The following is a 24,151-nucleotide window of genomic DNA, read 5'->3' on the forward strand; positions in this document are numbered from 1 at the left end:
CCGCGCCGGGGACAGAGAAGGGGCCACCATGGCGAAGGCAGTTCGATTCCACGAGACCGGCGGGCCGGAGGTCCTGCGATGGGAAGCGGTCGACGTACCCGAACCGGGAGCCGGGGAGGTCCGCATTCGGCACGAGGCGGTGGGACTCAACTTCGCCGACACCTACTTCCGCACCGGACTCTATCCGTCGCCCCTACCCGCGGGGATGGGTGTGGAGGCGGCCGGCACCGTCGAGACCGTCGGGCCGGGTGTCGAGGACTTCGCGCCCGGCGATCGCGTCACCTACACGGGCAGCCCCCTCGGCGCCTACAGCACCGAACGGGTGATGCCCGCAGAGCATCTGATCGCCCTGCCCGACGAGATCGGTTTCGACACCGCGGCGGCGATGACGATGCGCGGGTTGACCACCGCATACCTGCTGCGCCGCATCTGGCCTGTCGCGGCCGGCGACACCGTGTTGCTGCAGGCTGCTGCCGGCGGGGTCGGCCTCATCTTCACTCAGTGGGCTCGTCTGCTGGGTATCCGCGTCATCGGCACAGTGTCGACCAAGGCCAAGGCCGAGGTCGCCCATGCGCACGGCTGTGACGAGGTGATCATCTACACCGAAGAGAATGTGGCACAACGTGTCCGCGAACTCACCGACGGTGTGGGTGTACGAGTGGCCTACGACAGTATCGGTGCCCGCACCTACGCATCGTCACTCGCATCGGTCGCGCGGCGCGGTCTGCTGGTGTGCTTCGGCACCGCATCCGGTCCGGTGCCGCCGATCGATGCCATGCAACTGGCGCTCGCCGGGTCGGTGTACGTCACCAGGCCGGCGCTCGCCGACTTCATCGCAGACCCGGCCGAACGCCGAGAACTGGCTGCCGAGCTGTTCGGACACGTGGCCGCCGGGCGGATCTCCATCGAGATCAACCAACGCTATGAGCTCTCCGACGCCGTTGCCGCACATCGTGACCTGGAATCCGGGCGCAGTGTCGGCTCGTCGGTGTTCTCGGTCTGATCACACGACACTCACGAAAGGAAATCCGATGACCACCGCAACTCGAACGAGACCGACGTCCAGCACTTTTCAGGTCGAACAGCTGACCTGTTCGATCGGAGCGGAGATCACGGGGTGCGACCTCGGCGAGGTCGCCTCCGATGCCGACCTGTTCGCCGAACTGCGCGCGCTGTTGGTGCATCACAAGGTGTTGTTCTTCCGCGACCAAAACATCACGCGGGCCCAGCATGTCGCCCTCGCGCAACGATTCGGACCGCTCGAGGATCATCCTGTGGTCGGCAGTGACCCCGACCATCCCGGTCTGGTCCGCATCTACAAGGACCTCGTCAGCCCGCCCGAACACTACGAAAACGCCTACCACTGCGACGCGACCTGGCGGGAGAACCCGCCGTTCGGCTGCGTGCTGCGCTGCGTCGAGGCGCCGCCAGTCGGTGGCGACACCATCTGGGTGAACATGGTCGAGGCCTATCGCCGGCTACCGGCGACGGTGAAGGATAAGATCGCGAATCTGCGTGCGCGCCACAGCATCGAGGCGAGCTTTGGCGCGCGGATGTCGGCCGAGCAGCGCGCGGCGCTGCACGCGAGGTACCCCGATGCCGAACACCCGGTGGTCCGAACCCATCCGGACACCGGCGACGAGATCCTCTTCGTGAACTCGTTCGCCACCCATCTGGTCAACTACCACACCGCCGACAACATCCGATTCGGCATCGACTATGCGCCCGGAGCCGCCAACCTGTTGCAGTACCTGATTAGCCAGGCATCCATCCCCGAGTACCAGGTGCGGTGGCGCTGGACGCCGAACAGCATCGCCATCTGGGACAACCGCAGCACCCAACACTATGCCGTCCAGGACTACTGGCCGGCCGTCCGAAAGATGGAGCGCGCCGGGATCATCGGCGATCGTCCCTTCTGACCCCGGACACACGTCACCACCGGCCCACCCATCCACGCCGACAACACAGTTGATTCACCATCAGTGAAGGAGCACGACCATGCATTTCCACGACGACGCACTGTTCCCGGAGAACCAGGACAAGCTGGTCATCACCGCAGCGCCCTACGGTCCGGAATGGGAACCCGACGACTTCCGTGATGACCTGCCTCTGACGATGGAAGAGCACATCCAGCAGGCCGTCGACTGCTACGAGGCCGGCGCCAGCGTGCTGCACATCCATGTCCGTGAACTCGACGGTAAGGGCAGCAAGCGGTTGTCGAAGTTCAACGAACTGCTTTCCGGACTGCGCGAGGCGGTGCCGGAGATGATCCTGCAGGTCGGTGGCTCCATCTCGTTCGCCCCCGAAGGTGAAGGCGCAGATGCCAAGTGGCTGTCCGACGACACCCGGCACATGCTGGCCGAGTTGGATCCGGCACCGGACCAGGTGACGATCGCCATCAACACCAGCCAGATGAACATCATGGAGTTGATGACCGCCGACGACATCGGCGGCACCTCGCTGGCACGTCCGGAGCTGGCGTCGACCTACCGGGAGATGACGGTCCCCGCCGGACCGGCCTGGGTAGAGGAGCATCTGCGACGCCTGCAGACCGCGGGAATCCAGCCGCACTTCCAGCTGTCGAGCATCCCGCAGCTGGAGACGGTGGAGCGGCTGATCCGCCGCGGCGTCTACACCGGCCCCCTCAACCTCACCTGGGTCGGCATCGGCGGCGGCTTCGACGGCCCCAATCCGTACAACATCATGAACTTCATCCAGCGCGTCCCGGACGGCGCCTGCCTGACGCTGGAGACGCTGATGCGGTCGGTACTGCCGGTCAACGCGATGGCGATCGCGATGGGCCTGCACACCCGATGTGGCAACGAAGACACCATCTGGGGCAGGGTCGGTGAGAAGATGACGTCGGTACAACAGATTGAACAGTTGGTCCGGATCGCCGGTGAACTGGGGCGTGAGGTGGCCGGCGGCAAGGAAGCCCGTGAGATCTACCGGATCGGCGAACAGTATCGCGACGCCGACGAGACACTGGCGAAGCTGGGCTATGCGCCCAACCGGCGCCCCGGGCAGGTCGGCTTCACCCACCACGGATTCCAGACCCAGGGCTGACGGGGCCCGTTACACCCTCACCCGTCAGACCATCCTCATCGGTGACCGGACCGGCCGGCTTCGGCGCGGTCCGGTCACCGAGCAGACGTCGCTCACCTCGGAGTGATCGACGTGCGCCGCCGCATCTTGCGCCCTCACATCTTTCACCCGCACCGCCAGGAGCCTCCCATGGGCACTCCCCTCTCGTCGATCCCACCGGCCGACGACACCTCGCTGACCACCCACCCCGCCTCGCCGCGGACCACCAGACGCCGCCTCTACCCGTGGCTCGTGTTCGCGCTCACCTTCGCTCTGCTGATCTCCGACTACATGTCCCGGCAGGTCCTCAGCGCCGTCTTCCCGTTCCTGAAGGCCGAGTGGTCGCTGGCCGACTCGGAACTCGCCTCACTGACCAGCATCGTCGCCCTGATGGTGGGGTTGCTGACCCTGCCGCTGTCGTTGATCGCCGACCGCTGGGGCCGGGTGCGCAGCCTCGTCGTCATGGCGGTGCTGTGGTCGATCGCGACGCTCTTGTGCGCCATCGCAAGCAACTACGAACAGATGCTGGCCGCGCGTTTCCTCGTCGGCGTCGGCGAAGCCGCATACGGCAGCGTCGGAATCGCGCTGGTACTCAGCGTGTTCGCGCCTCGGGTACACGCAACGCTCAGCGGGGCGTTCATGGCCGGCGGCTCGTTCGGGTCGGTGCTCGGTGTCGCGCTCGGCGGCGTGATCGCGGTGCATCTGGGGTGGCGCTGGTCGTTCGCCGCGATGGCGGTGTTCGGGCTCATCCTGGTCGCGCTGTTCCGGCTGATCGTCACCGAGCGCAAAGTCGCCGAGAACTCGGTGGACGACGTTGCGCCACGTGGCGTGGTGAGCAGCGCCGCGCCGTCGGGTCCCCGGCGCGCGCCGGTGTCGAGCTTGTTCACCAACCCGGCGGTTCTCTGTGCGTATGCCGGCGGCGGTCTGCAGATGTTCACTGCCGCCGTGCTGTTGTCGTGGACACCGAGTTTCTTCAACCGGTTCTACGGTCTGGCCCCGGACAAGGCCGGCATCGCGGCGGCCGGGATCGTGTTGCTCGTGGGTAGTGGCATGGTGGTGTGTGGGTTCATCACCGACCGTGTCGGGCGTGTCGACATCCGGCGTAAGTGGTTGAGCGCGATCGCGTTCTGCGTCATCTCACTGGTGTGCTTGACCGTCGGTTTCGGTCTGGCTGCCGGTGCGTCGCAGGTGGCGTTGATCTGTCTCGGCGGATTCTTCGCCGCGGGATCATCCGGCCCGACGGCGGCGATGGTGGCCAATCTGACGCATGCCTCGATGCGTGCCTCGGCGATGGGGTCGCTGACAGTGGCCAACAATCTGCTGGGTCTGGCGCTGGGGCCGTTCGTCGTCGGCATCCTTGCCGATTGGGTGGGATTGCGTACAGCCCTGCAACTCTCGCCGCTGGTCTATGTCGCTGCGATCGTGGCGTTGGCTGCGGGGTATCGGCTGCATCCGCTCGGTGTGCGCAAGCTGGCAGCATTGCAGGCTCGGCCGGCCGGAGGTGTCCGATGAACCGGGGCGAACCGACGGTAGTGATCGTCCCAGGTTTACGCGATCACGTCGCCGATCATTGGCAGACGCATCTGGCCGCAGCGCTCGACTCAGTCATCGTACCGCCGCTCGAGCGGGACAAACTCAGCCGGCAGGCGAGGGTCGCCGCCCTCGACGAGGTGCTGCATCGCGTGCGTGGTCCGGTGGTGCTGGTGGCGCACAGCGCCGGAGTCATCACCACGGTGCACTGGGCGCAGCACCCGACGCGGGAGATCGCGGGCGCGCTGCTGGTGACGCCCGCGGACCTGGAGCTACCACTTCCCGCAGGGTATCCGAGCACCGCGGACCTCGATGACGGCGGCTGGAACCCGATCCCGCGCCGACGGCTGCCGTTCCCGTCCACGGTTGCGGCGAGTCGAACCGACGCACTGGGCGGTTTTCGACGCATCACCGGTATGGCGGAGGTGTGGGGCAGTCGCGTCGTCGACCTAGGCGATGTCGGACACCTCAATCCGGCCGCCGGTTACGGCCCGTGGCCGCGGGGATTGCAGCTGACCTACGAACTGCTCGCGACGGTGTCTGAGCAGAGGTCGGCGTGATTGCCGCGGAGGACGACGACAGGTCATTGGTGGACCGTCTGAAGTCCGATGGGTCCTGGAACGAGCTGTGGACCGGGCTCGACGAACTCGACCCTATCTGGACCGAGGACTACCTCACCGCGGTCCTCGAGCCCTACCAGAGTGGCGTGCTCCCGCCACAGGTCGTGCAGCTGCTGTGCATCGCGGTCGACGCCGCGTGCACGCATCTGTACGAACCCGGATTGCGGCGACACATTCGCGCCGCTCTGGACTGCGGGGTGACACAGCGTGAGATTCTGGAGGTTCTCAAGATGACGACCTCGGTGGGGATTCACTCGATCAACGTGGGTCTACCGATCTTGTTGGAAGAGAGCGAATCTCATTGAGTTGGCGGCGGTCCATGACGCGGCCCGTCGCCGCGCTGCTCGTCCTGTGTCTCGGCGGCTTCGGCTTCCTTTCGTCGTTGGCGGTTGCGTTCGCGTTCTTGCTGTCGGCGGGCGTGTTTGGCTGCCACCCGAGGTGTGGAGCGGGTGGGTGGTGTCGGCGGCGGCGTCGTTGTGTCGGTGCTTTTGTCGGCCGCCGGTGGTGGTGGTTTGAATCGGATACGTCGTAGTCCGGGGAACAGTTTCTCCATGCTTTCGGTATCGCCGGCGATGACGAGGCCTTCGGGGGTGATGAACTCGGTGCGTAACCGGCCGTGGCGGTCGCGGTACTGGTCGTCGAGCCACGACCCGAACGTCTTACGGATGTGGGAGAAGCGGTCTTTGACGTTCAGATTGTCCGGTTCGGTCTGACCACCTTCGGCCGGATTGGCATGGTTGTATTCGGCGACGTGATCGATATCGGCCCGCCACGCGGGGGTGTCGTTACCTAGCACCACGCTATAGCCGTCGCGAATTCGGATGAAGGCGTCCAACGCGGCCGTCGGCCGATACGGATCCGACGGCAGATGGGCGTCCAGGGTGAACCCGCCATCCGGGTCCGGTGTGGTGTCAGTGGGTACCAGATGTTTGATGACCGCATCGGTACGCGCGGCGAGGTCCCGCACATGCGCGTCGTCGATGACGCCGTAGCCGTCGATGAATCCGGCATGCTCAGCACCATCCAGGGTGGCCTCGTCACACACGACGTGGATGACGATCTTCGCATCCGCCGGTGGCGCCGTGGTCGCCTCGGGAATCACGGCGGTGCAGGTGTCGACACCACATAGGCATTCGAACGGTGTGCCCGACAACAGGGCGAACATCGCATCTGAGGCCCGCTGCTGGCGGGTTCGTTCGTCGTTGTCGCACACCGCGTCGGCCAGCTTACGGACCGCCTCGGCGGCGATGCGTACGTTTTCGGCGGCCATCGTCGCCGAGATCTCGCCCATCCCGTCACCGGTGTTCTTGGAGTGCACACCACGTTTGTCGAGGGCCTGGCGGCGGCGTTCACGTACCGCATCGGGATGATGCCGGAAGATGATCCGATCGCACATGTCGCGCAGCCGGTGCGCCGACCAGGCGGTGGTGTGGGCGTCGAGGTTGGCGGCGATCTCGGCATCGACCGCAGCCGCATACGGCTGCCCATCGACCAGTTCGGTGCGGGAGATGATCTTGACGATCAACTCGGCGGTGATCCGACCATCGCGCAACCGCTGCGCCACCTGAGGCAGGCGATCCCGGAGCGCGACGGCCTGATGCAGGAACTGCTCAGCGGCGCCCTGACTGATGGCTTGGCTCACCGCGATCCGGGCGGCGCAGTCGGCGAACCCGTCATGCAGCAACAGGGCGTGATCATCGGATTCAGCACCGACCAGGCGGGTGTGGAGTTCGGCGGCGATCTGATAGCGATGCCACGCCGTAAACGCCTCACCGCGTACATCGGAGATCAAGGCGCCGAGCAGATCGTTGGTGTCTCGCGACCCGACAGCCTCGGCCGGCAGGCCGCCGGTGAACAGCGCAGGCAACTCCGGCCACGGCGACGGGTCACTCCACCACGACGCAACCGACCAACCCGGACCCGACACCAGCAACACCTTCCAGAGACACCTATCGGGCAGCGCGAGACCACAACCCACATATCTCCGAAAGAAACAGACCGCTCAATCACCGGCCCGACCTGGCTCACATCACTTCGTCGATCTCGCTGACACCAACCTACGACACCCCACCGACAAGAACGTTCGCACAGGTCAGCGCCCGTTCAACAGCAGAAGCCAGTCATCCGAACTGCGGACGCCGGCGCGGGACACTGGCCCGAACCATACCCACGGGTGTAGACAGATCACATCGGTTGAGCGAGCGCACCCGGGGAATCGAGGCATCGATGACAGAACCGAGCGTGATCGGCAGCCGTGCCCGCATCCGATTCTCCGCCGAACGCTCGCCCACCGACCGCAACACGGTCATCGCGGTGGTGATCATCATCGTGTTGGGCCTGCTGCTGGTTGCGGTGACCTGCGTGCCCTCGTATGCGCCCGGCGTCGTCCCGTGGGAGTTCGGCTACCCGCCGTCCGAGCAGGCGCGGCTCGACGAGCTGCGCGGCACCCTCGCACCCGACCTCGGGCTCATCCTCGGTTACGTCCTGTCGCTGGGCGGGCTGGCGTTGCTGGGACGTCTGCTGGCCTTCACCGCGCCCTACCGGACGGTGTCCACGGTCGCCGGGGTGGGCATCGTCGCGGCCGGTCTGTTCGACATCGCCGAAAACCTGGCGCTGGCCACCGATTGGACGCTGGGGAACCTCGCCGCATCGGCGGTGTTCGCGACGGCCAAATTCGCGCTGCTGATCCCGGCGTCGGTGATCGCCCTGTGGTCGCTCGTCGGACTGGTGAAGGCCATCGTGGCGCGCCGCTGGGTGCGCAGACACGGTGCGCAGGCGTGGGCGCCGACACCGAGAACCGACCGCTGGGCAGACGAACCCCGCTGGGATCGCGCCTATCTGACCCCTACCAGCGACACGGGAGACACGACCGCGATCTGCTTGTCGGGTGGCGGGGTGCGGTCGGCCTCGGTCGCGTTGGGAGCGATGCAGAGCCTCACCGGACGCGAGGTCGGCGGCCTCGAGCCCGACTACGTGGTGTCGGTGTCCGGTGGTGGTTACACCGCCGGCGCATTCCTGCAGGCCATGCGCCGGAACGCGCCGCGGACCGGGTCGTGGCCGAAAGACATGCAGGCCCGATATGACGCGGACGACGTGCAGCAGGTCGGTCTCGCCGACCTGTTCGGGGAGGGCAGCGAGGAGTACGACCACATTCGGCGCCGTGCCAGCTACATCGCCGACAGTCCCGCCGAGATGATCGCGGCACTGGTCATCATCGCCAAGAACATGTTGTTGTCACTCACAATTCTGTTCACCCCGGCGGTCATCGCCGGAGTGCTCGCCGGGATCGTCTACGCCACCATCCCCATGGCTGCGATCGTGCCGGTACCGGATGAGAACACCGCGGATGCGCCCACCGATCCGGATCAGGCGAGTCTGTTCGCCAATTCCGCTGCGACGCTGTGGGTGCTGGGCGTTCTCGGCGCGATCTGCTTCACCCTTCTGGTCGCCGCCGGCTACACCGAGGCGCGGTCGGTCAGTGATCGCGGTGAGCGGTGGCGGGAGCGACTGTCGGGTGTCGCCGTGTGTTTCGCGGTGGCCGTGGCGATCATCGCGGTGATGACGGTCGGTGCACCAGGCCTGATGCGGCTGGCCGATTCGGTGCTGTCGTCGTCGCCGGCCGGAATCGCCTGGAGCGCGTCGGCAGTCGCGCTGCTCAACTATGTGGCGCTGCTCGCCGCGATCCTGTGGCGCAACCGGGGACTCGTTGGCAAGCTCGTCGCCGGGATCCGGGGCAAGCCGGACGCGCCGCGCAAGGGAGTTCCCCGCGGCGCGGTGCAACTGCTGCTCGTGCTGGCGACTTTGGCGGTGGTGATCGCGACGTGGTTTGCCACTTTCGGGGGCGTCGGAGCGTGGACGTTCGACACCTTTGTCGCCCATCCGGTCGATCAAGGAGCGCAGACCCGCGACATGCTGTCCGGCGAAGATGTTTCTGCCGGCGGCGCAGATCACAGCGGCGTGTGGTGGGTCCTGTCGATAGCGGTCATCCTGGCGATCACACTGTCGCTCTACGACGTGACCTCGTCGAGTCTGCAGCCGTTTTATCGGCGTCGGCTGGCCCGTGCGTTCGCTGTCCGCCGGGTCCGCAGCGCCGACGGCGAGGGTATGACCGCCGAGGCGTATCCGAGTAGCGAATCCACCGAACTCGCGGACTTCGACAGCCCCGACGCCACACCGCACTTCGTGTTCGCTGCCGCGGCCACGATCTCAGGTCAGGAGAAGCCGGCCGCGGGGCTCAACGCGGTGCCGTTCAGCTTCGGAACCGATTGGGTGGGCGGCCCGGACGTCGGCTGGGCGTCCACCCGAATCCTGAAGCAGTTGGCCCCACCGCGCATCCGTCGGGACCTGACCGTGCAGGCCGCGGTCGCGGTGAGCGGGGCGGCGTTCGCCTCCGCGATGGGCCGGATGGGCTCGGGATATCAGAAACTGTTCGCCATCTCCGGTGCACGCCTGGGGACCTGGCTGCCGAACCCGGCCTTCCTGGCCGCGTCGACGCACCAGCAGAACAACTGGTCCTGGCCACACGGGCTGCCGCGCTACCGGGGCGCAGGCTACCTGTATCGAGAGGTACTGGGCCTCAACTCCGCCCGCGGACGACTCCTCCAGATCTCCGATGGCGGACACTACGAGAACCTGGGCCTCGTCGAGGCGTTGCGGCGCCGCTGCACCACCATCGTGTGCATCGACGCCAGCGGCGACACCCCGCCCAATCTGAGCACCCTGGCCGACGCGATCCGCTTGGCCCGCGCCGAACTCGGCGTCACGTTCAGCTTTCCAGAACAGGGCGGCGGAGACGACCACACCGCGGAGCACCTCGCTCCCGGGACCGGTACAGCCTTCGACCCCGACGACGACTTCGCCGCACTGAACGCGCGCATCACGAGTCAGTGCGTGGTGACCGCGACCTTCGCCTATCCGCCGAAGGACGGTGTGTCACGGACCGGTCGGCTGATCCTGGCGAAGGCGGTCCTCTGGCAGAACTGCCCGGACTGGTTGATGACGTATGCCAACACCCATTCGATCTTCCCGCATGACAGCACGTCGGATCAGTGGTTCGACGAGGGACAGTTCGCCGCCTACACCCAACTGGGGCGCCTCATCGGCGCAGAGGCGCTACGCGTGGTGGGCAGCGCAGGCGCCCCGCCGGTCAGTACTCTTCGGCGCCGATAAGTGCCGCGGTGTCGTCGACCTCGTGGTCGGCGGCAGCCTGCGTACGGACGAACGCGACGGCGGCCACGGCGATCACACAGTAGAGTGCGGCAAACCAGAACGGCGCGGACACCGAGCCGAATGAGTCGGCAAGGTGGGCCACCAGCACAGCGGAGACGGCCGCGCCCATCCACCGCAGGAAGCTGTAGCCGGCGCTGGACACCGACCGCGGGGTGGAACCCTCACCCGAGGACATCGCGACACCAGTGAACAGGGTGTTCAACACACCCGAGGGAAGGCCGGACAGGATGACCGCGATCCCGATCAGCGCCACCTGGTCGGTGAGCACGCCGATGGCGGCGAGCGCCATCACGATGGCATACACCGAGATCGCGCTGATGACACCGCCCTTCTGGCCGATCCGTTCGGCCAGCCACGGCGCGATGAACACGCCGGCCAGCGCGGTCAGCAGGCCCCAACCGAAGAAGATCAGGCCGGCGTAGATCGGTCGCAGCCCCATCGCGATCGGCGCCCATGCGATGACGGTGAACAGTGCACCGGTGTAGAACGCGGACCCGATCGAGGTGATCAGCAGCGTGCGGTTGCGCAGCGCCTTCAGCGGGTCGACGATCCGGACCGGCGTGCGCGTGGCGCGCGGGCCATCCGACGGCAACATGACCGCGCACAGGATCGCGCCGGCCAGCATCAGCAGCGCGGTGCCGGCGAAGGGTGCGCGCCAACTCCATTCGCCGAGAACGGCTCCCAACAGCGGACCGACGGCCAGGCCGACGCCGAGCGCGGCTTCGTACAGCATGATCGCGCCGTGCTGGCTCCCCTTGGCCGCGGACACGATGAACGCGAGCGCGGTCGCGATGAACAGCGCATTGCCCAGTCCCCAGAGCACCCGGTAGGCGATGAGTTGATCGATCCCGCTCGCAAACGATGAGATCCCGGCGGCGATCACGATCAACGTGAGACCGACGGTGAGGGTGCGTTTGGGGCCGAATCGGTAAGCAGCCCAACCGGTCAGCAACATCGCGACACATTGGATACCGACGTAGACGCCGAACAGCAGGGTCAGCTTCTCCGGTGGCGCATTCAACGCTTCGGCAATGCTGTTGAGGATGGGGTCGACAAGGCCGATACCCATGAAGGCGATAACCGCGGCGAATGCGGTCACCCAGACTGTGCGCGGCTGTTGGCGGAAGGTCTCCAGCAGTGATGGTTCGTGGTGTTCGGCCGGCTGGGGGACGGGCCGGTTCTCGGTGACGGTCATGGTTACCTCGGGATCATTCGGCGGTGATGTCGGCCGCTTCCGGATTCGGGAGCGACTCGAGCTGATGACGCAACGCCTCGAGGGCGGGTGCGGCGGCGGTGAGTGCGGCGCGGTCGTCGTCGCTGAGTTCGGCGAGGGCCGCGGTCAGGATGCTGTCGCGGCGGCCGCGGACCCGGTCGAGCAGATCTCGTCCGTGGTCGGTGAGCCCGACCAGAACGGCGCGGCGGTCTGCCGGGTCGGGGGTTCGTTCGACCAGACCGTTCTTGGTGAGCCCGTCGATCAGCGCTGTCGCGGTGGGCATCCGGATCGATTCGCGCTCGGCGAGTTCGCCCATTCGCATCGGCCCGTGGTCGAGCAGCACCGCCAGAGCGGATGCCTGCGCGGCCGAGTACTCGGCGATGGGTGTGCGTCGCCGCAGGGTCAGGTAGAGCCGGGTCACCGTCGGCCGCAGGGCCGATGCCAATTGGAACGTCTCGTCATCAGACACGCGACCAGGCTAATACTTAGGTTTACGAAATAAAAGCACACACTATTGTGAGATCCATGACAAGCGCGAAGAAGAAGCGATTCTCCCAACTCCCGCCGAGGTCACGAGCGCTGATCATCGTCGGCGCCATCGTCCAGTTCGCGCTGCAGGGTGCGGCCCTGCGCGACCTGAAGCGGCGACCGGCCGAGCAGGTGAAGGGCCCGAAGCCACTCTGGGTGGCGTTGAGCTTTCTCAACTACTTCGGGCCGATCGCCTACTTCGTGGTGGGGCGCAAGTCGCAGAGCTGAGTGCTCCTGTTCAGACGCCGATGGGTGTGCCGCCGTCACGCCACACGGCGACCACTGCGGGCCGCGGTTGGGTGTCGCCGCCGTCGGGCCAGTGTGATGCCGGGTTGTCGGCGGAGTGGTCGTCGAGCTCACCCGGATGCTGCACGCACACCATCACCCGGTCGCTGCCGATGATCGGACCACATGTCTCGGCTCCTTCCGGGACGGTGAGGAACTGCTTGGTCTGTCCGCGCTGCGCACCGTCGAGGGCGATGGCGAACAAGCCGTCGTTGCTGTCGAGTGCGTTGCCGTCGGTAGAAATCCACAGGTTGCCGTGCGGGTCGAAGGCCACGTTGTCGGGGCAGGAGATCGCGCTGACCTTGGTCTTGTCATAGCCGCCGTAGTACGTGTCGGCGGCGGCCGGGTCACCACAGACCAGCAGCAGATTCCAGGTGAGATCGGTGCCGGTGTGGTTGTCGGTGATCTCGATGACCTGACCGTTCTTGTTCTCGTTGCGCGGGTTCGCCTCATCGGCCGGCGCTTCGCCGTCGGTGCCGCGTTCGTCATTGTTGGTCAACGCGCAGTACACCTTTCCGGTGCGGGGGTTGGTCTCGATGTCCTCGGGTCGGTCCATCTTGGTGGCCCCGGCCTGATCGGCGGCCAGCCGGGTGAACACCGCCACCTCCTCCGGGGTCATCCCGTCGACATGGGAGCGGGCCGAACCGTCGGCGTTGACCGTCAGTAGCGGATGCCAGGTGCCGGTGCCCGCGAAGGACTCGCCCTCGGGTAGTTCGCCGCTGCCATCGACGGCGTCGGGGTTGTCGCCGGTGAACGACGCGACGTAGAGAGTGCCTTCGTCGAGGATGCCCATGTTGTGGGCGCGCGCGGTCGCCGACACCCCGGTCTTCATCTTGCGGCTCGACACGAACTTGTAGATGTACTCGAATCGCTCGTCGTCGCCGGTGTAGGCCACCACGGTGCCCTCGTCGGGACCCGACGACATCACGTGGATCGTGGCACCCTCGTGTTTGAGCCGGCCGAGCGCGGAGTGCTTGATCGGGGTGGAGTTCGGATCGTGCGGATCCACCTCCACGACGTAGCCGAACCGGTTGGCCTCGTTCGGTTCCTGCGCGAGATCGAAGCGGGGGTCGAACCGACCCCACTGGTGGTAGTCGGAGTCGTCGTCAAACGAGTAGCGTTCGAGCCGCTCGGCGGCGGTCGCGTCGGTCACCGCGCTCGCGTTGCTGAAGTAGCCGTCGAAGTTCTCCTCACCCGACAGCATGGTGCCCCACGGGGTGATCCCGCCGGCACAGTTGGCGAAGGTTCCGAGCACCGTCTCGCCGGTCGGGTCGGCCGAGGTCTTGACGAAATCGGTGCCGGCGGCGGGGCCGGTCAGCCGCATCGGCGTCGTCGCCGTGATTCGGCGGTTGCGCGGGCCGACGATGGTGGTCACCGCTCCCGTGCCCGTCTCGGTGGACACCTCCACGACGGTGATGCCGTGGGCGGCCATCGAGATCCGGGCCTGCTCCTCGGTGGGTTCGCCGCTCTGGTAGCCGGTGAACATGAACTCCTCGGTGGTGTACTCCTGGTTGCACACCAGGTAGTAGTGGCCCGACACACCGTCGACCGGGATCAGGCCCGCGAAGTCGTTGTTGTAGCCGAACTGCATCGCCTGGGCCTCGGGTGTCTGGCGGTTGAAGTCGAAGGCCGGCGCACCCGGGAGCACCGGATCGCCCCATGCGATGACCACCTCCTGCCGGTATCCCTCGGGGATGACGACGGCATCCTCGGTGTTGGGTGCCACGGTGGCGAAGTTCATCCCGGGCGGGGGAGTGTCGTCGACCGCCGACGAGCTCGCCACCGCGGAGTCGGAGGTGTCGTCGGCGCCACAGGCCGCGAGTAGCGACGTTGCGCCGATCGCGACCGCCGCGCCGGCCGACGAGCGCAGCACGGTACGTCGAGAAGCACTCGCCCGCAGGATATCCCGGAAGTATTCGTTGTCGCTGGTATTGCCCGGATCGTGCCAGCATGCCTCGCCGCACTTGTATTGGCAGGTCACGTGGGCACGTTTCGACCGGCCGGGTCGGTCGGTCGAGGTGAACAGCTGCAACGGGATACGCACGGAAACTTCCCCTCCGGGTCGCTCTCTACAAGTGGGCTGGATCGAGAACTGTGAGGACGTTAGGGAGGTAAAGAGAACCGTCGGAAAGGTGTCCGTGAACCCAGGGCGAACACCACGTGCGCATCGGAATGTTCGCATCGGAGTGTTTGGGTGCCGCCGTGGCGCGGGTACCCGGTCTGCATCCGACAGGAAGGACGGAATAGATGAGCACGTATGTGACCGCGAACCCGACGACCGGAGTGACCGAGCGGGAGTTCCCCGGCCTGTCCGACGACGACGTCCGTGCGGTGGCGCAACGCGCCGACGCCGGATTCCGCCAGTGGCGTGACACCCCTGTGCAGAAGCGGGCCGAGGTGCTGGCTAGGACTGCGGAGATCTACGAGAAGCGGGCCGACGAACTGTCGTCGGCGATCACCACGGAGATGGGTAAACCCAAGGCGCAGGCCGACGGTGAGGTGCAGCTGGCCGCAGACATCTACCGCTGGTATGCCGAACACGGACCCGATCTGCTCGAGACGGAGACACTCGATCCCCAGGGTGCCGACGAGTCGATCGTGCAGCGTCGACCGGTCGGTCCACTGGTCGGGGTGATGCCGTGGAATTACCCCTACTACCAGGTGGTCCGTTTCGTCGCACCGAATCTCATGGTCGGCAACTCGATCATCCTCAAGCACGCCTCGATCTGTGCCGCCTCGGCGCAGCTGATGGCCGAGATCCTGCACGAGGCGGGCGCGCCCGACGACGTGTACATCAACGTCTTCGCCTCCAGCAGTCAGGTCGCGGACCTCATCGCCGACCCCGTTGTGCAGGGTGTGTCATTGACCGGCAGTGAGAAGGCGGGCGCATCGGTGGCTCAGACCGCTGCCGAACACCTCAAGAAGTCGGTGCTCGAACTCGGCGGCTCAGACCCGTTCATCCTCCTCGACACCGCAGACATGGCGCGGACGACGACGATCGCCGCGCAGGCACGGCTGTCCAATGCCGGTCAGGCCTGCAACTCGCCCAAGCGTTTCATCGTGCTCGACGAGCTCTACGAGGAGTTCGTGGAGGGGCTGGTCGGCCAATTCGAAGCGGTCACCGTCGGTGACCCTGCCGACCCGGACACCGACATGGGACCGCTGTCGTCGATCTCGGCACGTGACGGCGTGGCCGAGCAGGTCGACACCGCCGTGAAGCAGGGCGCCACGTTGCACACCGGCGGGAAGAAGCTCGACCGCGATGGTGCCTTCTACGCGCCGACGGTGCTCACCGGGATCACCAGCGAGATGGACGCCTACGCCGAGGAGATCTTCGGTCCGGTCGGCATGGTGTACCGGGTTTCGTCGATCGATGAGGCGGTGGAACTCGCCAACGATGTCGGTTTCGGGCTCAGTGGATCGGTGTGGAGCACCGACCTCGGCAAGGCGCAGCAGGTAGCCGATCGGCTCGAGGTCGGGATGGCCTACATCAACGAACACGGCACCACGCTGCCAGGTCTGCCGTTCGGCGGGGTGAAGCGCTCCGGCTACGGACGCGAACTCGGCCGTTGGGGCATGGGCGAGTTCGTCAACACCCGCCTACGTCGGACCTCGAGCAAGTAGCAACGCCCGAGGCAACTCAGAAGCGGCCGCCGACCCCGATCCTTCCGGAACTGCCCGAGCCGCCGAAGGATCCGGGGCTGCGGCCGCCGCTGCCGTAGCCACCGCCGAAACCACCGCCCCAGCCGCGGCCACCGCCGCCCATGGTGCCGCGCAGGAAGCTGTCGACGAGGATGCCGCCGAGCACGGCACCGCCGACGGAAGGCCCCGTCGGGTGCGGGGTTTGGTTCTGCTGCCACTGCACCACGTCACCCTGCGCGGCCATCAACGCCTGATCGGCGAGATAGCCTGCGCGTCGGGCACTCTGGGCGGCCTGCGCGGCGTCGGCGACCCCCGCGGCGGTGGCCTCGGCGAGCAGCCGCTGCGCCTCGGCGAGCCGGGTGCGCGCGATCGACTGGATGGCGCCGCGCCGCGTCGAGATGAAGTCGTTGGCGGCCGATACCTTGGCCTGCGCGGCCGTCACCGCCGAGTTCAGCAGTTCGGCCCGGCGCCGGCGCTCCGCCGAGGATGCGCGGGCGTCGTCGAGCGCGTCGTCGAGGTCGGCGTCGGCGTCGACGAGTGCGGTGAACGTACCGAGCGGGTCGTCGTGGAATTCCGCCCGTGCCGCCGACAACGCGGCGGTTGCTTTCTGCACCGCGGTGGCCAGCGCGGGCCCGCCGTCGCCGGTCAGCTCCGCCGCCTCGGCCAGCTCCCCGTCGACTTCGTCGATCAGAGCGGGCATCCGGGTGTGCGCGGCGGCGATGTTGGCCTCGGCGTTGTCGATCGCATCCAGCAACCGGTTGGCCTGTTCCAACGCACCTTCGGCCGAGCGGATCGCGGCCACGGCGGGCCCTTGCTCGCCGGCCGGCGCGGAGGCCGCCTCCCGTCCCTGGTCGGCGCTGTGCTCGGCGAACTCGATCTCCTCGCGCGCCAGATCGACGTTGTCGGCGATCGACACCAGCACCGTCTCGCCATGCCTGCCGATCAAGGCGTCCAGTTTGCTCTGCGACTGCTCCATGCGGGCACGCACCGCCACCAGCTTCTGGGTGAGTTCGGCCAACCGGGAATCGGCGTTGATCAGCAGATTGCGCATCGCGTCGAAGCTCTCCACCTGGGCATCGAGCGCCGCATCGACGTCGGTGCAGGTGGTGATGATCTGCACCAGCATCGCCCGCTGCTCGTCCGGGGTCTCCGGGATCGAGTCATCGAGGAGTTGACGCACCGTGAACGATTCGGCCAGTCCGCGTTTGGCCTCGGCCAACGCTTCGGTGAACGGGGCGGTCTCCACCTCCCCGAACTCGCCGACGGCCAGGGCCAGCTCTTCCTCGCTGGTGCGGATGGCGTTGTCGGTGTCGGTCAGCACCTCCCGTGACCAGGGGTCGAGCACATCGAGTGGCTGGGCGACCAGCTGGTCGCCGGTCAATTCCTGTTCCCGCATGGCTTCCACACCGGCCTCGATGCGTTGCTGCTTGCGGCGACGCCGATACAGCAGGAACCCGCCACCACCGACCACGGCGAGCCCACCGACGGCCAGTGCCGTGTAGAGCCCCGCGTTCGACGGTGTCATCGCGGAGTTGATCCCGTCGACGGCGGCCTGCCCGGCGCCCGCCCAGTCACTGTCCTTGAGGGCCGGCACGATGTCGCCGCGCGCGATGTCGTCGATGGCGTCCTGGTCGAGTCCGTCGACCGATTCGGGCGCGTTGAAGTAGTAGGCGCGGTCGTCGGTGGCGACGGCGAGCACTACGTCGCGGTCACCGAGATCGCTGATGGTCGCGGTCTGCGTCGCCCACTGCTCGGGGCCCACCCCGTCGAAGTCGCGCACGTACACAACCCACAGTTGCACTTCGTGATCGGTGTAGAGCTGATCGATCGATGCCTGGAGCTCGGTGCGCTGGGTGGTGGTGAGCACGTTGGCCGAGTCCACGACCTGCGTGGGCAGTCGTGATGGCGGTTCGGCGTGGGAGGAGCCGGCGAGCACGCCGGGTGCGACGAGAGCGACGAGACCGAGGACGACGAGGGTCAGGCCCAGCCGACGGAGCAGCGTGGCGGAGGCAAGCATGCGTCCTAATCTATCCGCCACGTCCGACGCCGCGGGCGTGGCGGATGTCCCGGCCGTGTCAGCGCCGGCTCACCCCGGTCAGCTGTTGTTGCCCTCGCGCCACTTGCATACGGCCTCGAGCACCGACAGATCGTAGTCGGGACCGCCGGCGCCGACGGTGATCAGCGAGATGCCCGCTGCCACCAATTCGTCGGCCTCACGCAGCGCATCGTCGACGGTCCGGGCCTGTAGGCCGGCGGAGTGCTCGATCTGGGCGGGATCGCGGCCCACGGTTGCACAGTGCTCGTCGAGGATGCCGGACTTGCGTTCGTAGGTCGGCACATCGACGAAGTAGTGCCAGATGTTCGCGTACTCGGCAACGTGGCGCAACGTCTTCTTCTCGCCACCGCCACCGATCAGGACCGGGATGTCGCGGGTGGGTTTCGGGTTCAACTTGCCCAATCGGTCGGTGATTCGCGGCAGCGACTCGCCGAGGTCGTTCAACCTGCTGCCTGCGGTACCGAACTCGTAGCCGTACTCGTCGTAGTCCTTCTGGAACCATCCGGAGCCGATGCCCAGAATGAGACGCCCGTCCGACATGTGGTCGACGGTGCGCGCCATATCCGCCAGCAGCTCCGGATTGCGGTAGGAGTTGCAGGTCACCAGCGCCCCGATTTCCACCCGGCTGGTCTGCTCGGCCCAGGCACCCAACATGGTCCAGCATTCGAAGTGCTCGCCGTCGGGATCGCCGTAGAGCGGGTAGAAGTGATCCCAGTTGAAGGCGATGTCGACGCCCATGTCCTCGGCACGGCGCACGGCGTCGCGGATCATCGAGTACTCGGGGGCGTGCTGGGGCTGCAGCTGAACACCGACGCGGACAGGGAAATCGCGAGCTGTGAAGGTCATGAAAACCAGTCTGCCGAAGGATCTATGCCGCGTCACTGTCCGAATTGCGCCGCGGTGGAAAGCAGGACGGGTGACGATGCGACCGCAGGCCCCTGACCTTTCCGAACTGCGTCGGCGCACCAGTGTGAAGTGGCGTGCCTACCCCGCCGATGTGCTGCCGATGTTCGTGGCGGAGATGGATTTCGAGCTGGCGCCCGTGGTCGCCGACGCGATGGTGGAGCAGATTCGTGCCTCCGATGTGGGCTACGCGGGTGGTGCGGGTTCGGTCGGGGATGCATTCGCCGGGTTCGCGCAGCGACGTTGGGGCTGGGACGTCGCGCCCGCTGACGTCCGCCTCACCACCGACGTCAGCGTGGTGATCGTGGAGGCGCTGCGGGTAGCCATTTCCCCAGGTGACCGGGTGATCATCACACCGCCGGTCTATCCGCCGTTCTTCGAACTCATCCCCGAGGCCGGTGGGCAGGTGTGCGAGGTGCCGTTGCGATGCGACGAGAACCGCAGCTGGTCGCTCGACCTCGCTGGGATCGAGAGTGAACTCGCGGCCGGGGCGCGTGCGGTTCTGCTGTGCCACCCACACAACCCCCTCGGCCTGATCCATCCGGTCGACGACTTGGTCGCGCTGGCCGATCTCGCGAGGCAACACGGTGCCGTGGTGATCAGCGACGAGATCCACGCGCCGCTGGTCCACCCCGGCCGCGACTTCACGCCATTCCTCGCGACGGGGGAGGCCGCACGGCAGGTGGGTGTCGCGGCGCATTCGGCGAGCAAGGGTTTCAACATCGCAGGCGCGAAGTGTGCGTTGATGATCGCCGCTTCCGGCACCATGCGCTCGATGCTCGATCGCCAACCCGAAGAGGTGGGCGTGCGTACCAGCATCATCGGCCGTGCGGGTACCGCAGCGGGGTTCGCGAAGGGCGACGCCTGGCTCGACGCGACACTCGAGGTCCTCGTCTCGAACATCGGGCTGCTCTCCGATTGGCTCGAGGCCGAGTTGCCCGAGGTGAGGCTGCATCGGCCGGCTGCGTCGTACCTCGCGTGGCTCGACTTCCGAGCCACCGACCTCGGCGACGACCCGGCCGCCGCGATCCTGGAGAAGGGTCGGGTGGCCCTGCACTCCGGTCCGGCGTTCGGTCTGGCGGGCCGCGGTTTCGCCCGGCTCAACGTCGGGTGTTCGCCAGAGCTGCTCCGTGCGGGTCTGGAGGGGATCCAGCGCGCCGTCCGCTGAGCCCACAACACCTCGTTTGACGCCCTGACCTGGTATCTCGGCTCGTTGCAACGTTCCGTACGTGGCTGCAACGTAGGTGCAACGCGGTCGCTCCTACGCTGTGCACCAGATCACATCGACCCCGCTGCGTGGGGCGGGTGACAACCCCCAGGACACCTCAACCGGAACAACATGAGGAGCTGTAGATGACCGTCTTCGCGAAGCCCGGAACCGACGGATCGGTGATGAGCTATGAGTCCCGCTACGACAACTGGATCGGCGGCCAGTGGACCCCGCCGGTCAAGGGACAGTACTTTGAGAACCCGTCGCCGGTGGACGGCAAGACGTTCTGCGAGGTCGCCCGCTCGACTGCGGAGGACATCGACCTGGCACTGGACGCCGCGCACAAGGCTGCGCCGCAGTGGGGCAAGGCGTCGGTCGCCGAGCGCTCGCTGGTCCTGCTGCGCATCGCCGATCGGATGGAAGAGAACCTCGAGAAGCTCGCCGTCGCCGAAACCTGGGACAACGGCAAGGCTGTCCGGGAGACCCTGGCCGCCGACATTCCGTTGGCCATCGACCACTTCCGCTACTTCGCCGGCGCGCTACGTGCCCAGGAGGGCTCGATTTCCGAGGTCGACGAGGACACCGTCGCCTACCACTTCCACGAGCCGCTCGGCGTTGTCGGACAGATCATCCCGTGGAACTTCCCCATCCTGATGGCCGTCTGGAAGTTGGCCCCCGCCCTCGCCGCCGGCAACGCCATCGTGCTCAAGCCGGCCGAGCAGACCCCCGCATCGATCCTCTACTTGATGAGCCTGATCGCGGATCTGCTGCCCGCCGGTGTGCTCAACGTGGTCAACGGTTTCGGCGTGGAGGCCGGCAAGCCGCTCGCATCGAGCAACCGCATTCGCAAGATCGCCTTCACCGGCGAGACCACCACCGGCCGCCTGATCATGCAGTACGCCTCGGAGAACCTGATCCCGGTCACCCTCGAACTGGGCGGCAAGAGCCCGAATATCTTCTTCGACGACGTTATGAGCGCCGACGACGGTTTCCTGGACCGTGCGCTGGAAGGCTTCTCGATGTTCGCGCTCAACCAGGGCGAGGTCTGCACCTGCCCGAGCCGTGCACTCATCCAGGAGAACATCTACGACGACTTCATCGCGAAGGCTGTGGACCGGGTCGGCCAGATCAAGCAGGGCAATCCGCTCGACACCGAGACGATGATGGGCGCGCAGGCCTCCAATGACCAGTTCGAGAAGATCAGCTCCTACCTCGCCATCGGCAGGGAAGAGGGCGCCAAGGTACTCATCGGTGGTGAGCCCGCCGACCTCGGTGGCGACCTGTCAGGCGGCTACTACATCAAGCCGACCGTGTTCGACGGCCACAACAAGATGCGCATCTTCCAGGAGGAGATCTTCGGGCCGGTGCTCGCGGTGACGACGTTCAAGGACTACGCAGACGCCATCCACATCGCCAATGACACCCTCTACGGCCTCGGCGCCGGTGTGTGGAGCCGTGACGGCGCCACCGCCTACCGTGCTGGCCGCGAGATCCAGGCTGGTCGTGTGTGGACCAACACCTATCACGACTACCCGGCCCACGCCGCCTTCGGTGGCTACAAGCAGTCGGGGATCGGTCGCGAGAACCACCTGATGATGCTCGAGCACTACCAGCAGACCAAGAACCTGCTGGTCGGTTACGCGCAGAATGCCAAGGGCTTCTTCTGATCTGGATCTCACCACAACAGAAAGCAGAGGTGAAAACCCGTGTCGGACCAGCAGGTTCCTGATCGGGTCGTCGCCACAGACACCGCCGTGCAGCTCTTGACGAAACTATCGGAGCTGCACGGCGGTCTCATGATCCACCAGTCGGGTGGATGCTGTGACGGCTCGGCCCCGATGTGTTATCCGGTCGGTGAATACCGGGTCGGCCAGCGCGACGTCCTCGTCGGCGAGATTGAACTGACCGAACCCCTTCCCGCAGTGCGGGTGTGGATCAACGGCGATCAGTTCGAACTGTGGAAACACACGCAATTGATCCTCGACGTGGTTGACGGCCGCGGTGCCGGGTTCAGTCTGGAAGCGCCGGAAGGGGTTCGATTCCTCTCGCGCTCGAGGGCTTTCAGTCCGGAGGAGAACGAGGTGCTCGAGGCCCACCCGCCTCAGACGGGTGCCGCCGTCGGCGCGTGACGGCGGGCGCCGGCTACGGTTCGAACCCCACGAAGGTGGCGGCTTCGGAGACCGACTTGCGCTCGGACACCACGGCATTGGCCGGGAAGGTGTCATCCGGCCAGCCCAGCGCGATGCTCTTCATGATCACCTGGTCGTCGGGGATACCGGCATGTTCTCGCACGACGGGCGACTGCATGATGCCCTGACTGTTGATCACCGCCCCCAGCCCGCGAGACCAGGCTGCGTTCACCAGCGCGGTGGAGACCGCACCGCAATCGAACGGTGTGTCGTCGCTGCCGTCGAGAATGCGGTCGTAGGTCACGATCACACACACCGGGGCATCGAACTGACGGAATCCCCGCAGCACCCAGTCGTGGCGTAGCTCGGTGTTGTCGCGGGCGATACCCATCGCGCCGAACAGCTGCTTCGCAACCTGGACCTGGCGTTCACGGTGGGTGCCGGTGAACTTCTCCGCGCCCGTCCGGAACTCGCGCGAATGGGGTACGCCGGCCAGGTTGCGCTCGGTGTTTCCCGCTCGGATGCGATCGAGCGGTTCTCCGGTGATCACATGAAAATTCCAGGGCTGCGTGTTCATCGATGACGGGGCCCGCATCGCGAGCTCGAGGATCTCTTCGATCAGCTCCCGGGGTACCGGGTCGGGCGTGAACCCACGGATGCTGCGGCGCCCCAGAACCACTTCGTCGTAACCCATCGTCGATCTCTGCTCGGGTGAATCGACCATCACGGCAGTATTCCATGCTCCGCCTCGTCGAGCCACCAACCTCGGATCATGCCGGCCGGCCGGCCCGGTTCCATGTAGTGCTCGGTGCCGAAGCCGACCGGGAACATCTCGACCGGCATCGCCAGGAGTTGTTTGACGTCGCTCTGACTTGCGTGACAGGCGAGGGCCTCACGTTTGGTCATCACGTCGTCCCCGAGGTCCACGGCCCAATGCAATTCGGCTTCCGGTGTGCCGACCGGATTCCCGTCGTCACCGCGCAGATCCGGATCGAAACCCTCCATACCCATCTCTTTGGCGAGGGTGAACAACTGCCGCATCAGATCGCGGTTCATCGTCACCTCGAGGTATCGCGGCGTCCTCGCCGCGAGATCCGCTGCGGCGCGAGTGGTGTGGTGCAGCATGATGTGATCGGGGTGGCCATAACCGCCGTGCCAGTCGTAGCCGACGACGACGTCGGCGTTCTCCTCGTCCAGGATGTCGGCCAGACGACGGGCCGCTTCGCCGAGGTCGGCGCGCGAGAACACACCGTCGGTTTCGTTCTGTGCCCATCCGGTCATGCCGGAGTCGCCGTAACCCAGCCACGCAACTCGGGCCGTGCCCGTGATCGCTGCCGACGCCTCGGCTTCGCCTCGCCGGCGACTCACGACCGTCTCACCGGGCGCGAGATCGTCCGGCACATCGCCGGGATCCCCGTCGGTGCAATAGACGACCACCACACGGTGCCCCTCCCGTGATGCGCGGATCATGCTGCCCGCGGTGCCGGTTCCCTCGTCGTCGGGATGCGCGTGGACGAAGACGATTGTGCTCATGGCTCGTTTCTACAGTGCGGTGACCTCCGGCCAGGTTTTGGCGTCACCGTGGCCGGATCGATTGTGTGAGGGTCGCGTACCTCGTGGTCATCCACCGACGCCGGCGGCTGGACGCGTCGACCAAGTCCGCGACGAAAGGTTGTGTCGCGAACACGAGCAGATCGGTGACGCCGCGCTCTACGGTCGTCG

At 66.5% G+C, this 24,151-nt stretch carries 20 protein-coding genes; 12 read left to right on the forward strand and 8 right to left on the reverse strand.

Annotation, left to right across the window (positions count from 1 at the left end):
• The first annotated feature begins 28 nt into the window (after positions 1–28).
• From ACIGKQ_RS13625 to ACIGKQ_RS13650, 6 genes are all read left to right on the forward strand, one after another.
• A complete protein-coding gene (locus ACIGKQ_RS13625; protein ID WP_266063905.1) occupies positions 29–1,003 on the forward strand; it encodes a quinone oxidoreductase in 975 nt (324 codons plus the stop codon).
• 28 nt (positions 1,004–1,031) lie between these two features.
• Positions 1,032–1,919, forward strand: coding sequence for a TauD/TfdA family dioxygenase (locus ACIGKQ_RS13630; protein WP_266063902.1), 888 nt, complete (start codon positions 1,032–1,034; stop codon positions 1,917–1,919).
• Between the two features lie 79 nt (positions 1,920–1,998).
• Complete coding sequence (locus tag ACIGKQ_RS13635) at positions 1,999–3,066, forward strand: 3-keto-5-aminohexanoate cleavage protein (protein WP_266063900.1); 1,068 nt, start codon at positions 1,999–2,001, stop codon at positions 3,064–3,066.
• 168 nt (positions 3,067–3,234) lie between these two features.
• Complete coding sequence (locus ACIGKQ_RS13640) at positions 3,235–4,596, forward strand: MFS transporter (protein ID WP_266063899.1); 1,362 nt, start codon at positions 3,235–3,237, stop codon at positions 4,594–4,596.
• Positions 4,593–5,174 carry an alpha/beta hydrolase gene (locus tag ACIGKQ_RS13645; RefSeq protein WP_266063897.1) on the forward strand — a complete coding sequence of 194 codons (582 nt, stop codon included), beginning with the start codon at positions 4,593–4,595 and terminating at the stop codon, positions 5,172–5,174. Before ACIGKQ_RS13640 ends, ACIGKQ_RS13645 begins: the two co-directional genes overlap by 4 nt.
• The gene (locus ACIGKQ_RS13650; protein ID WP_235721423.1) at positions 5,171–5,539 is read left to right on the forward strand and encodes a carboxymuconolactone decarboxylase family protein; all 369 of its coding nucleotides are present in this window, start codon (positions 5,171–5,173) and stop codon (positions 5,537–5,539) included. Before ACIGKQ_RS13645 ends, ACIGKQ_RS13650 begins: the two co-directional genes overlap by 4 nt.
• On the opposite strand, the gene ACIGKQ_RS13655 is transcribed toward ACIGKQ_RS13650, so the two are convergent.
• Positions 5,533–7,161 carry a DUF222 domain-containing protein gene (locus ACIGKQ_RS13655; RefSeq protein WP_396574038.1) on the reverse strand — a complete coding sequence of 543 codons (1,629 nt, stop codon included), beginning with the start codon at positions 7,159–7,161 and terminating at the stop codon, positions 5,533–5,535. The two genes, ACIGKQ_RS13650 and ACIGKQ_RS13655, sit on opposite strands and share 7 nt — an antisense overlap.
• A gap of 299 nt (positions 7,162–7,460) precedes the next feature.
• Here ACIGKQ_RS13655 and ACIGKQ_RS13660 point away from each other — a divergent pair, with 299 nt between their 5' ends.
• On the forward strand, positions 7,461–10,403 hold the full coding sequence (locus tag ACIGKQ_RS13660; protein ID WP_396574039.1) for a hypothetical protein: 2,943 nt from the start codon (positions 7,461–7,463) through the stop codon (positions 10,401–10,403).
• Here the strand turns inward: ACIGKQ_RS13660 and ACIGKQ_RS13665 are convergent.
• Together ACIGKQ_RS13665 and ACIGKQ_RS13670 are read right to left on the reverse strand one after the other, a co-directional pair.
• Positions 10,381–11,658, reverse strand: coding sequence for an MFS transporter (locus tag ACIGKQ_RS13665; protein WP_396574041.1), 1,278 nt, complete (start codon positions 11,656–11,658; stop codon positions 10,381–10,383). The genes ACIGKQ_RS13660 and ACIGKQ_RS13665 overlap by 23 nt on opposite strands.
• Before the next feature lie 13 nt (positions 11,659–11,671).
• Positions 11,672–12,145, reverse strand: a complete 474-nt coding sequence (locus tag ACIGKQ_RS13670; protein ID WP_235721419.1) for a MarR family winged helix-turn-helix transcriptional regulator — start codon at positions 12,143–12,145, stop codon at positions 11,672–11,674.
• Positions 12,146–12,201: 56 nt separating this feature from the next.
• Here ACIGKQ_RS13670 and ACIGKQ_RS13675 point away from each other — a divergent pair, with 56 nt between their 5' ends.
• Positions 12,202–12,432 (forward strand): PLDc N-terminal domain-containing protein, encoded by a 231-nt coding sequence (locus ACIGKQ_RS13675; protein ID WP_235721418.1) that lies wholly within the window; start codon positions 12,202–12,204, stop codon positions 12,430–12,432.
• A 10-nt stretch (positions 12,433–12,442) separates the two neighbouring features.
• Here ACIGKQ_RS13675 and ACIGKQ_RS13680 read toward each other — a convergent pair whose 3' ends face one another.
• On the reverse strand, positions 12,443–14,533 hold the full coding sequence (locus tag ACIGKQ_RS13680; protein WP_396574043.1) for a PhoX family protein: 2,091 nt from the start codon (positions 14,531–14,533) through the stop codon (positions 12,443–12,445).
• A 203-nt stretch (positions 14,534–14,736) separates the two neighbouring features.
• On the opposite strand from ACIGKQ_RS13680, the gene ACIGKQ_RS13685 reads away from it, so the two are divergent.
• The gene (locus ACIGKQ_RS13685) at positions 14,737–16,113 is read left to right on the forward strand and encodes an NAD-dependent succinate-semialdehyde dehydrogenase (protein ID WP_266062975.1); all 1,377 of its coding nucleotides are present in this window, start codon (positions 14,737–14,739) and stop codon (positions 16,111–16,113) included.
• A gap of 16 nt (positions 16,114–16,129) precedes the next feature.
• Here the strand turns inward: ACIGKQ_RS13685 and ACIGKQ_RS13690 are convergent, their stop codons facing one another.
• Both ACIGKQ_RS13690 and ACIGKQ_RS13695 read right to left on the reverse strand, forming a co-directional pair.
• Complete coding sequence (locus tag ACIGKQ_RS13690) at positions 16,130–18,148, reverse strand: TPM domain-containing protein (RefSeq protein WP_266062974.1); 2,019 nt, start codon at positions 18,146–18,148, stop codon at positions 16,130–16,132.
• A gap of 78 nt (positions 18,149–18,226) precedes the next feature.
• A complete protein-coding gene (locus ACIGKQ_RS13695; protein WP_235721414.1) occupies positions 18,227–19,033 on the reverse strand; it encodes an LLM class F420-dependent oxidoreductase in 807 nt (268 codons plus the stop codon).
• Positions 19,034–19,103: 70 nt separating this feature from the next.
• Between ACIGKQ_RS13695 and ACIGKQ_RS13700 the strand changes: the two genes are divergently transcribed.
• From ACIGKQ_RS13700 to ACIGKQ_RS13710, 3 genes are all read left to right on the forward strand, one after another.
• The gene (locus ACIGKQ_RS13700; RefSeq protein ID WP_266062972.1) at positions 19,104–20,258 is read left to right on the forward strand and encodes a MalY/PatB family protein; all 1,155 of its coding nucleotides are present in this window, start codon (positions 19,104–19,106) and stop codon (positions 20,256–20,258) included.
• Positions 20,259–20,443: 185 nt separating this feature from the next.
• Positions 20,444–21,967, forward strand: coding sequence for an aldehyde dehydrogenase family protein (locus ACIGKQ_RS13705; protein WP_235721412.1), 1,524 nt, complete (start codon positions 20,444–20,446; stop codon positions 21,965–21,967).
• A 39-nt stretch (positions 21,968–22,006) separates the two neighbouring features.
• Positions 22,007–22,429: a DUF779 domain-containing protein gene (locus ACIGKQ_RS13710; RefSeq protein ID WP_266062971.1), complete on the forward strand. Its 423-nt coding sequence runs from the start codon at positions 22,007–22,009 to the stop codon at positions 22,427–22,429.
• A gap of 13 nt (positions 22,430–22,442) precedes the next feature.
• Here the strand turns inward: ACIGKQ_RS13710 and ACIGKQ_RS13715 are convergent, their stop codons facing one another.
• A complete protein-coding gene (locus ACIGKQ_RS13715; protein WP_266062984.1) occupies positions 22,443–23,123 on the reverse strand; it encodes a nitroreductase in 681 nt (226 codons plus the stop codon).
• A gap of 29 nt (positions 23,124–23,152) precedes the next feature.
• The gene (locus tag ACIGKQ_RS13720; RefSeq protein ID WP_235721410.1) at positions 23,153–23,962 is read right to left on the reverse strand and encodes a PIG-L deacetylase family protein; all 810 of its coding nucleotides are present in this window, start codon (positions 23,960–23,962) and stop codon (positions 23,153–23,155) included.
• Positions 23,963–24,151 lie beyond the last annotated feature (189 nt).

This window comes from Gordonia sp. NPDC062954 (genome assembly GCF_044543825.1).
Classification (GTDB): domain Bacteria; phylum Actinomycetota; class Actinomycetes; order Mycobacteriales; family Mycobacteriaceae; genus Gordonia; species Gordonia tangerina.

Coding starts and splice junctions, on each gene's coding strand:
- ACIGKQ_RS13625 (WP_266063905.1), top strand. CDS start 29: ATGGCGAAGGCAGTTCGATTCCACGAGACCGGCGGGCCGGAGGTCCTG.
- ACIGKQ_RS13630 (WP_266063902.1), top strand. CDS start 1,032: ATGACCACCGCAACTCGAACGAGACCGACGTCCAGCACTTTTCAGGTC.
- ACIGKQ_RS13635 (WP_266063900.1), top strand. CDS start 1,999: ATGCATTTCCACGACGACGCACTGTTCCCGGAGAACCAGGACAAGCTG.
- ACIGKQ_RS13640 (WP_266063899.1), top strand. CDS start 3,235: ATGGGCACTCCCCTCTCGTCGATCCCACCGGCCGACGACACCTCGCTG.
- ACIGKQ_RS13645 (WP_266063897.1), top strand. CDS start 4,593: ATGAACCGGGGCGAACCGACGGTAGTGATCGTCCCAGGTTTACGCGAT.
- ACIGKQ_RS13660 (WP_396574039.1), top strand. CDS start 7,461: ATGACAGAACCGAGCGTGATCGGCAGCCGTGCCCGCATCCGATTCTCC.
- ACIGKQ_RS13665 (WP_396574041.1), bottom strand. CDS start 11,658: ATGACCGTCACCGAGAACCGGCCCGTCCCCCAGCCGGCCGAACACCAC.
- ACIGKQ_RS13675 (WP_235721418.1), top strand. CDS start 12,202: ATGACAAGCGCGAAGAAGAAGCGATTCTCCCAACTCCCGCCGAGGTCA.
- ACIGKQ_RS13685 (WP_266062975.1), top strand. CDS start 14,737: ATGAGCACGTATGTGACCGCGAACCCGACGACCGGAGTGACCGAGCGG.
- ACIGKQ_RS13690 (WP_266062974.1), bottom strand. CDS start 18,148: ATGCTTGCCTCCGCCACGCTGCTCCGTCGGCTGGGCCTGACCCTCGTC.
- ACIGKQ_RS13695 (WP_235721414.1), bottom strand. CDS start 19,033: ATGACCTTCACAGCTCGCGATTTCCCTGTCCGCGTCGGTGTTCAGCTG.
- ACIGKQ_RS13705 (WP_235721412.1), top strand. CDS start 20,444: ATGACCGTCTTCGCGAAGCCCGGAACCGACGGATCGGTGATGAGCTAT.
- ACIGKQ_RS13715 (WP_266062984.1), bottom strand. CDS start 23,123: ATGGGTTACGACGAAGTGGTTCTGGGGCGCCGCAGCATCCGTGGGTTC.
- ACIGKQ_RS13720 (WP_235721410.1), bottom strand. CDS start 23,962: ATGAGCACAATCGTCTTCGTCCACGCGCATCCCGACGACGAGGGAACC.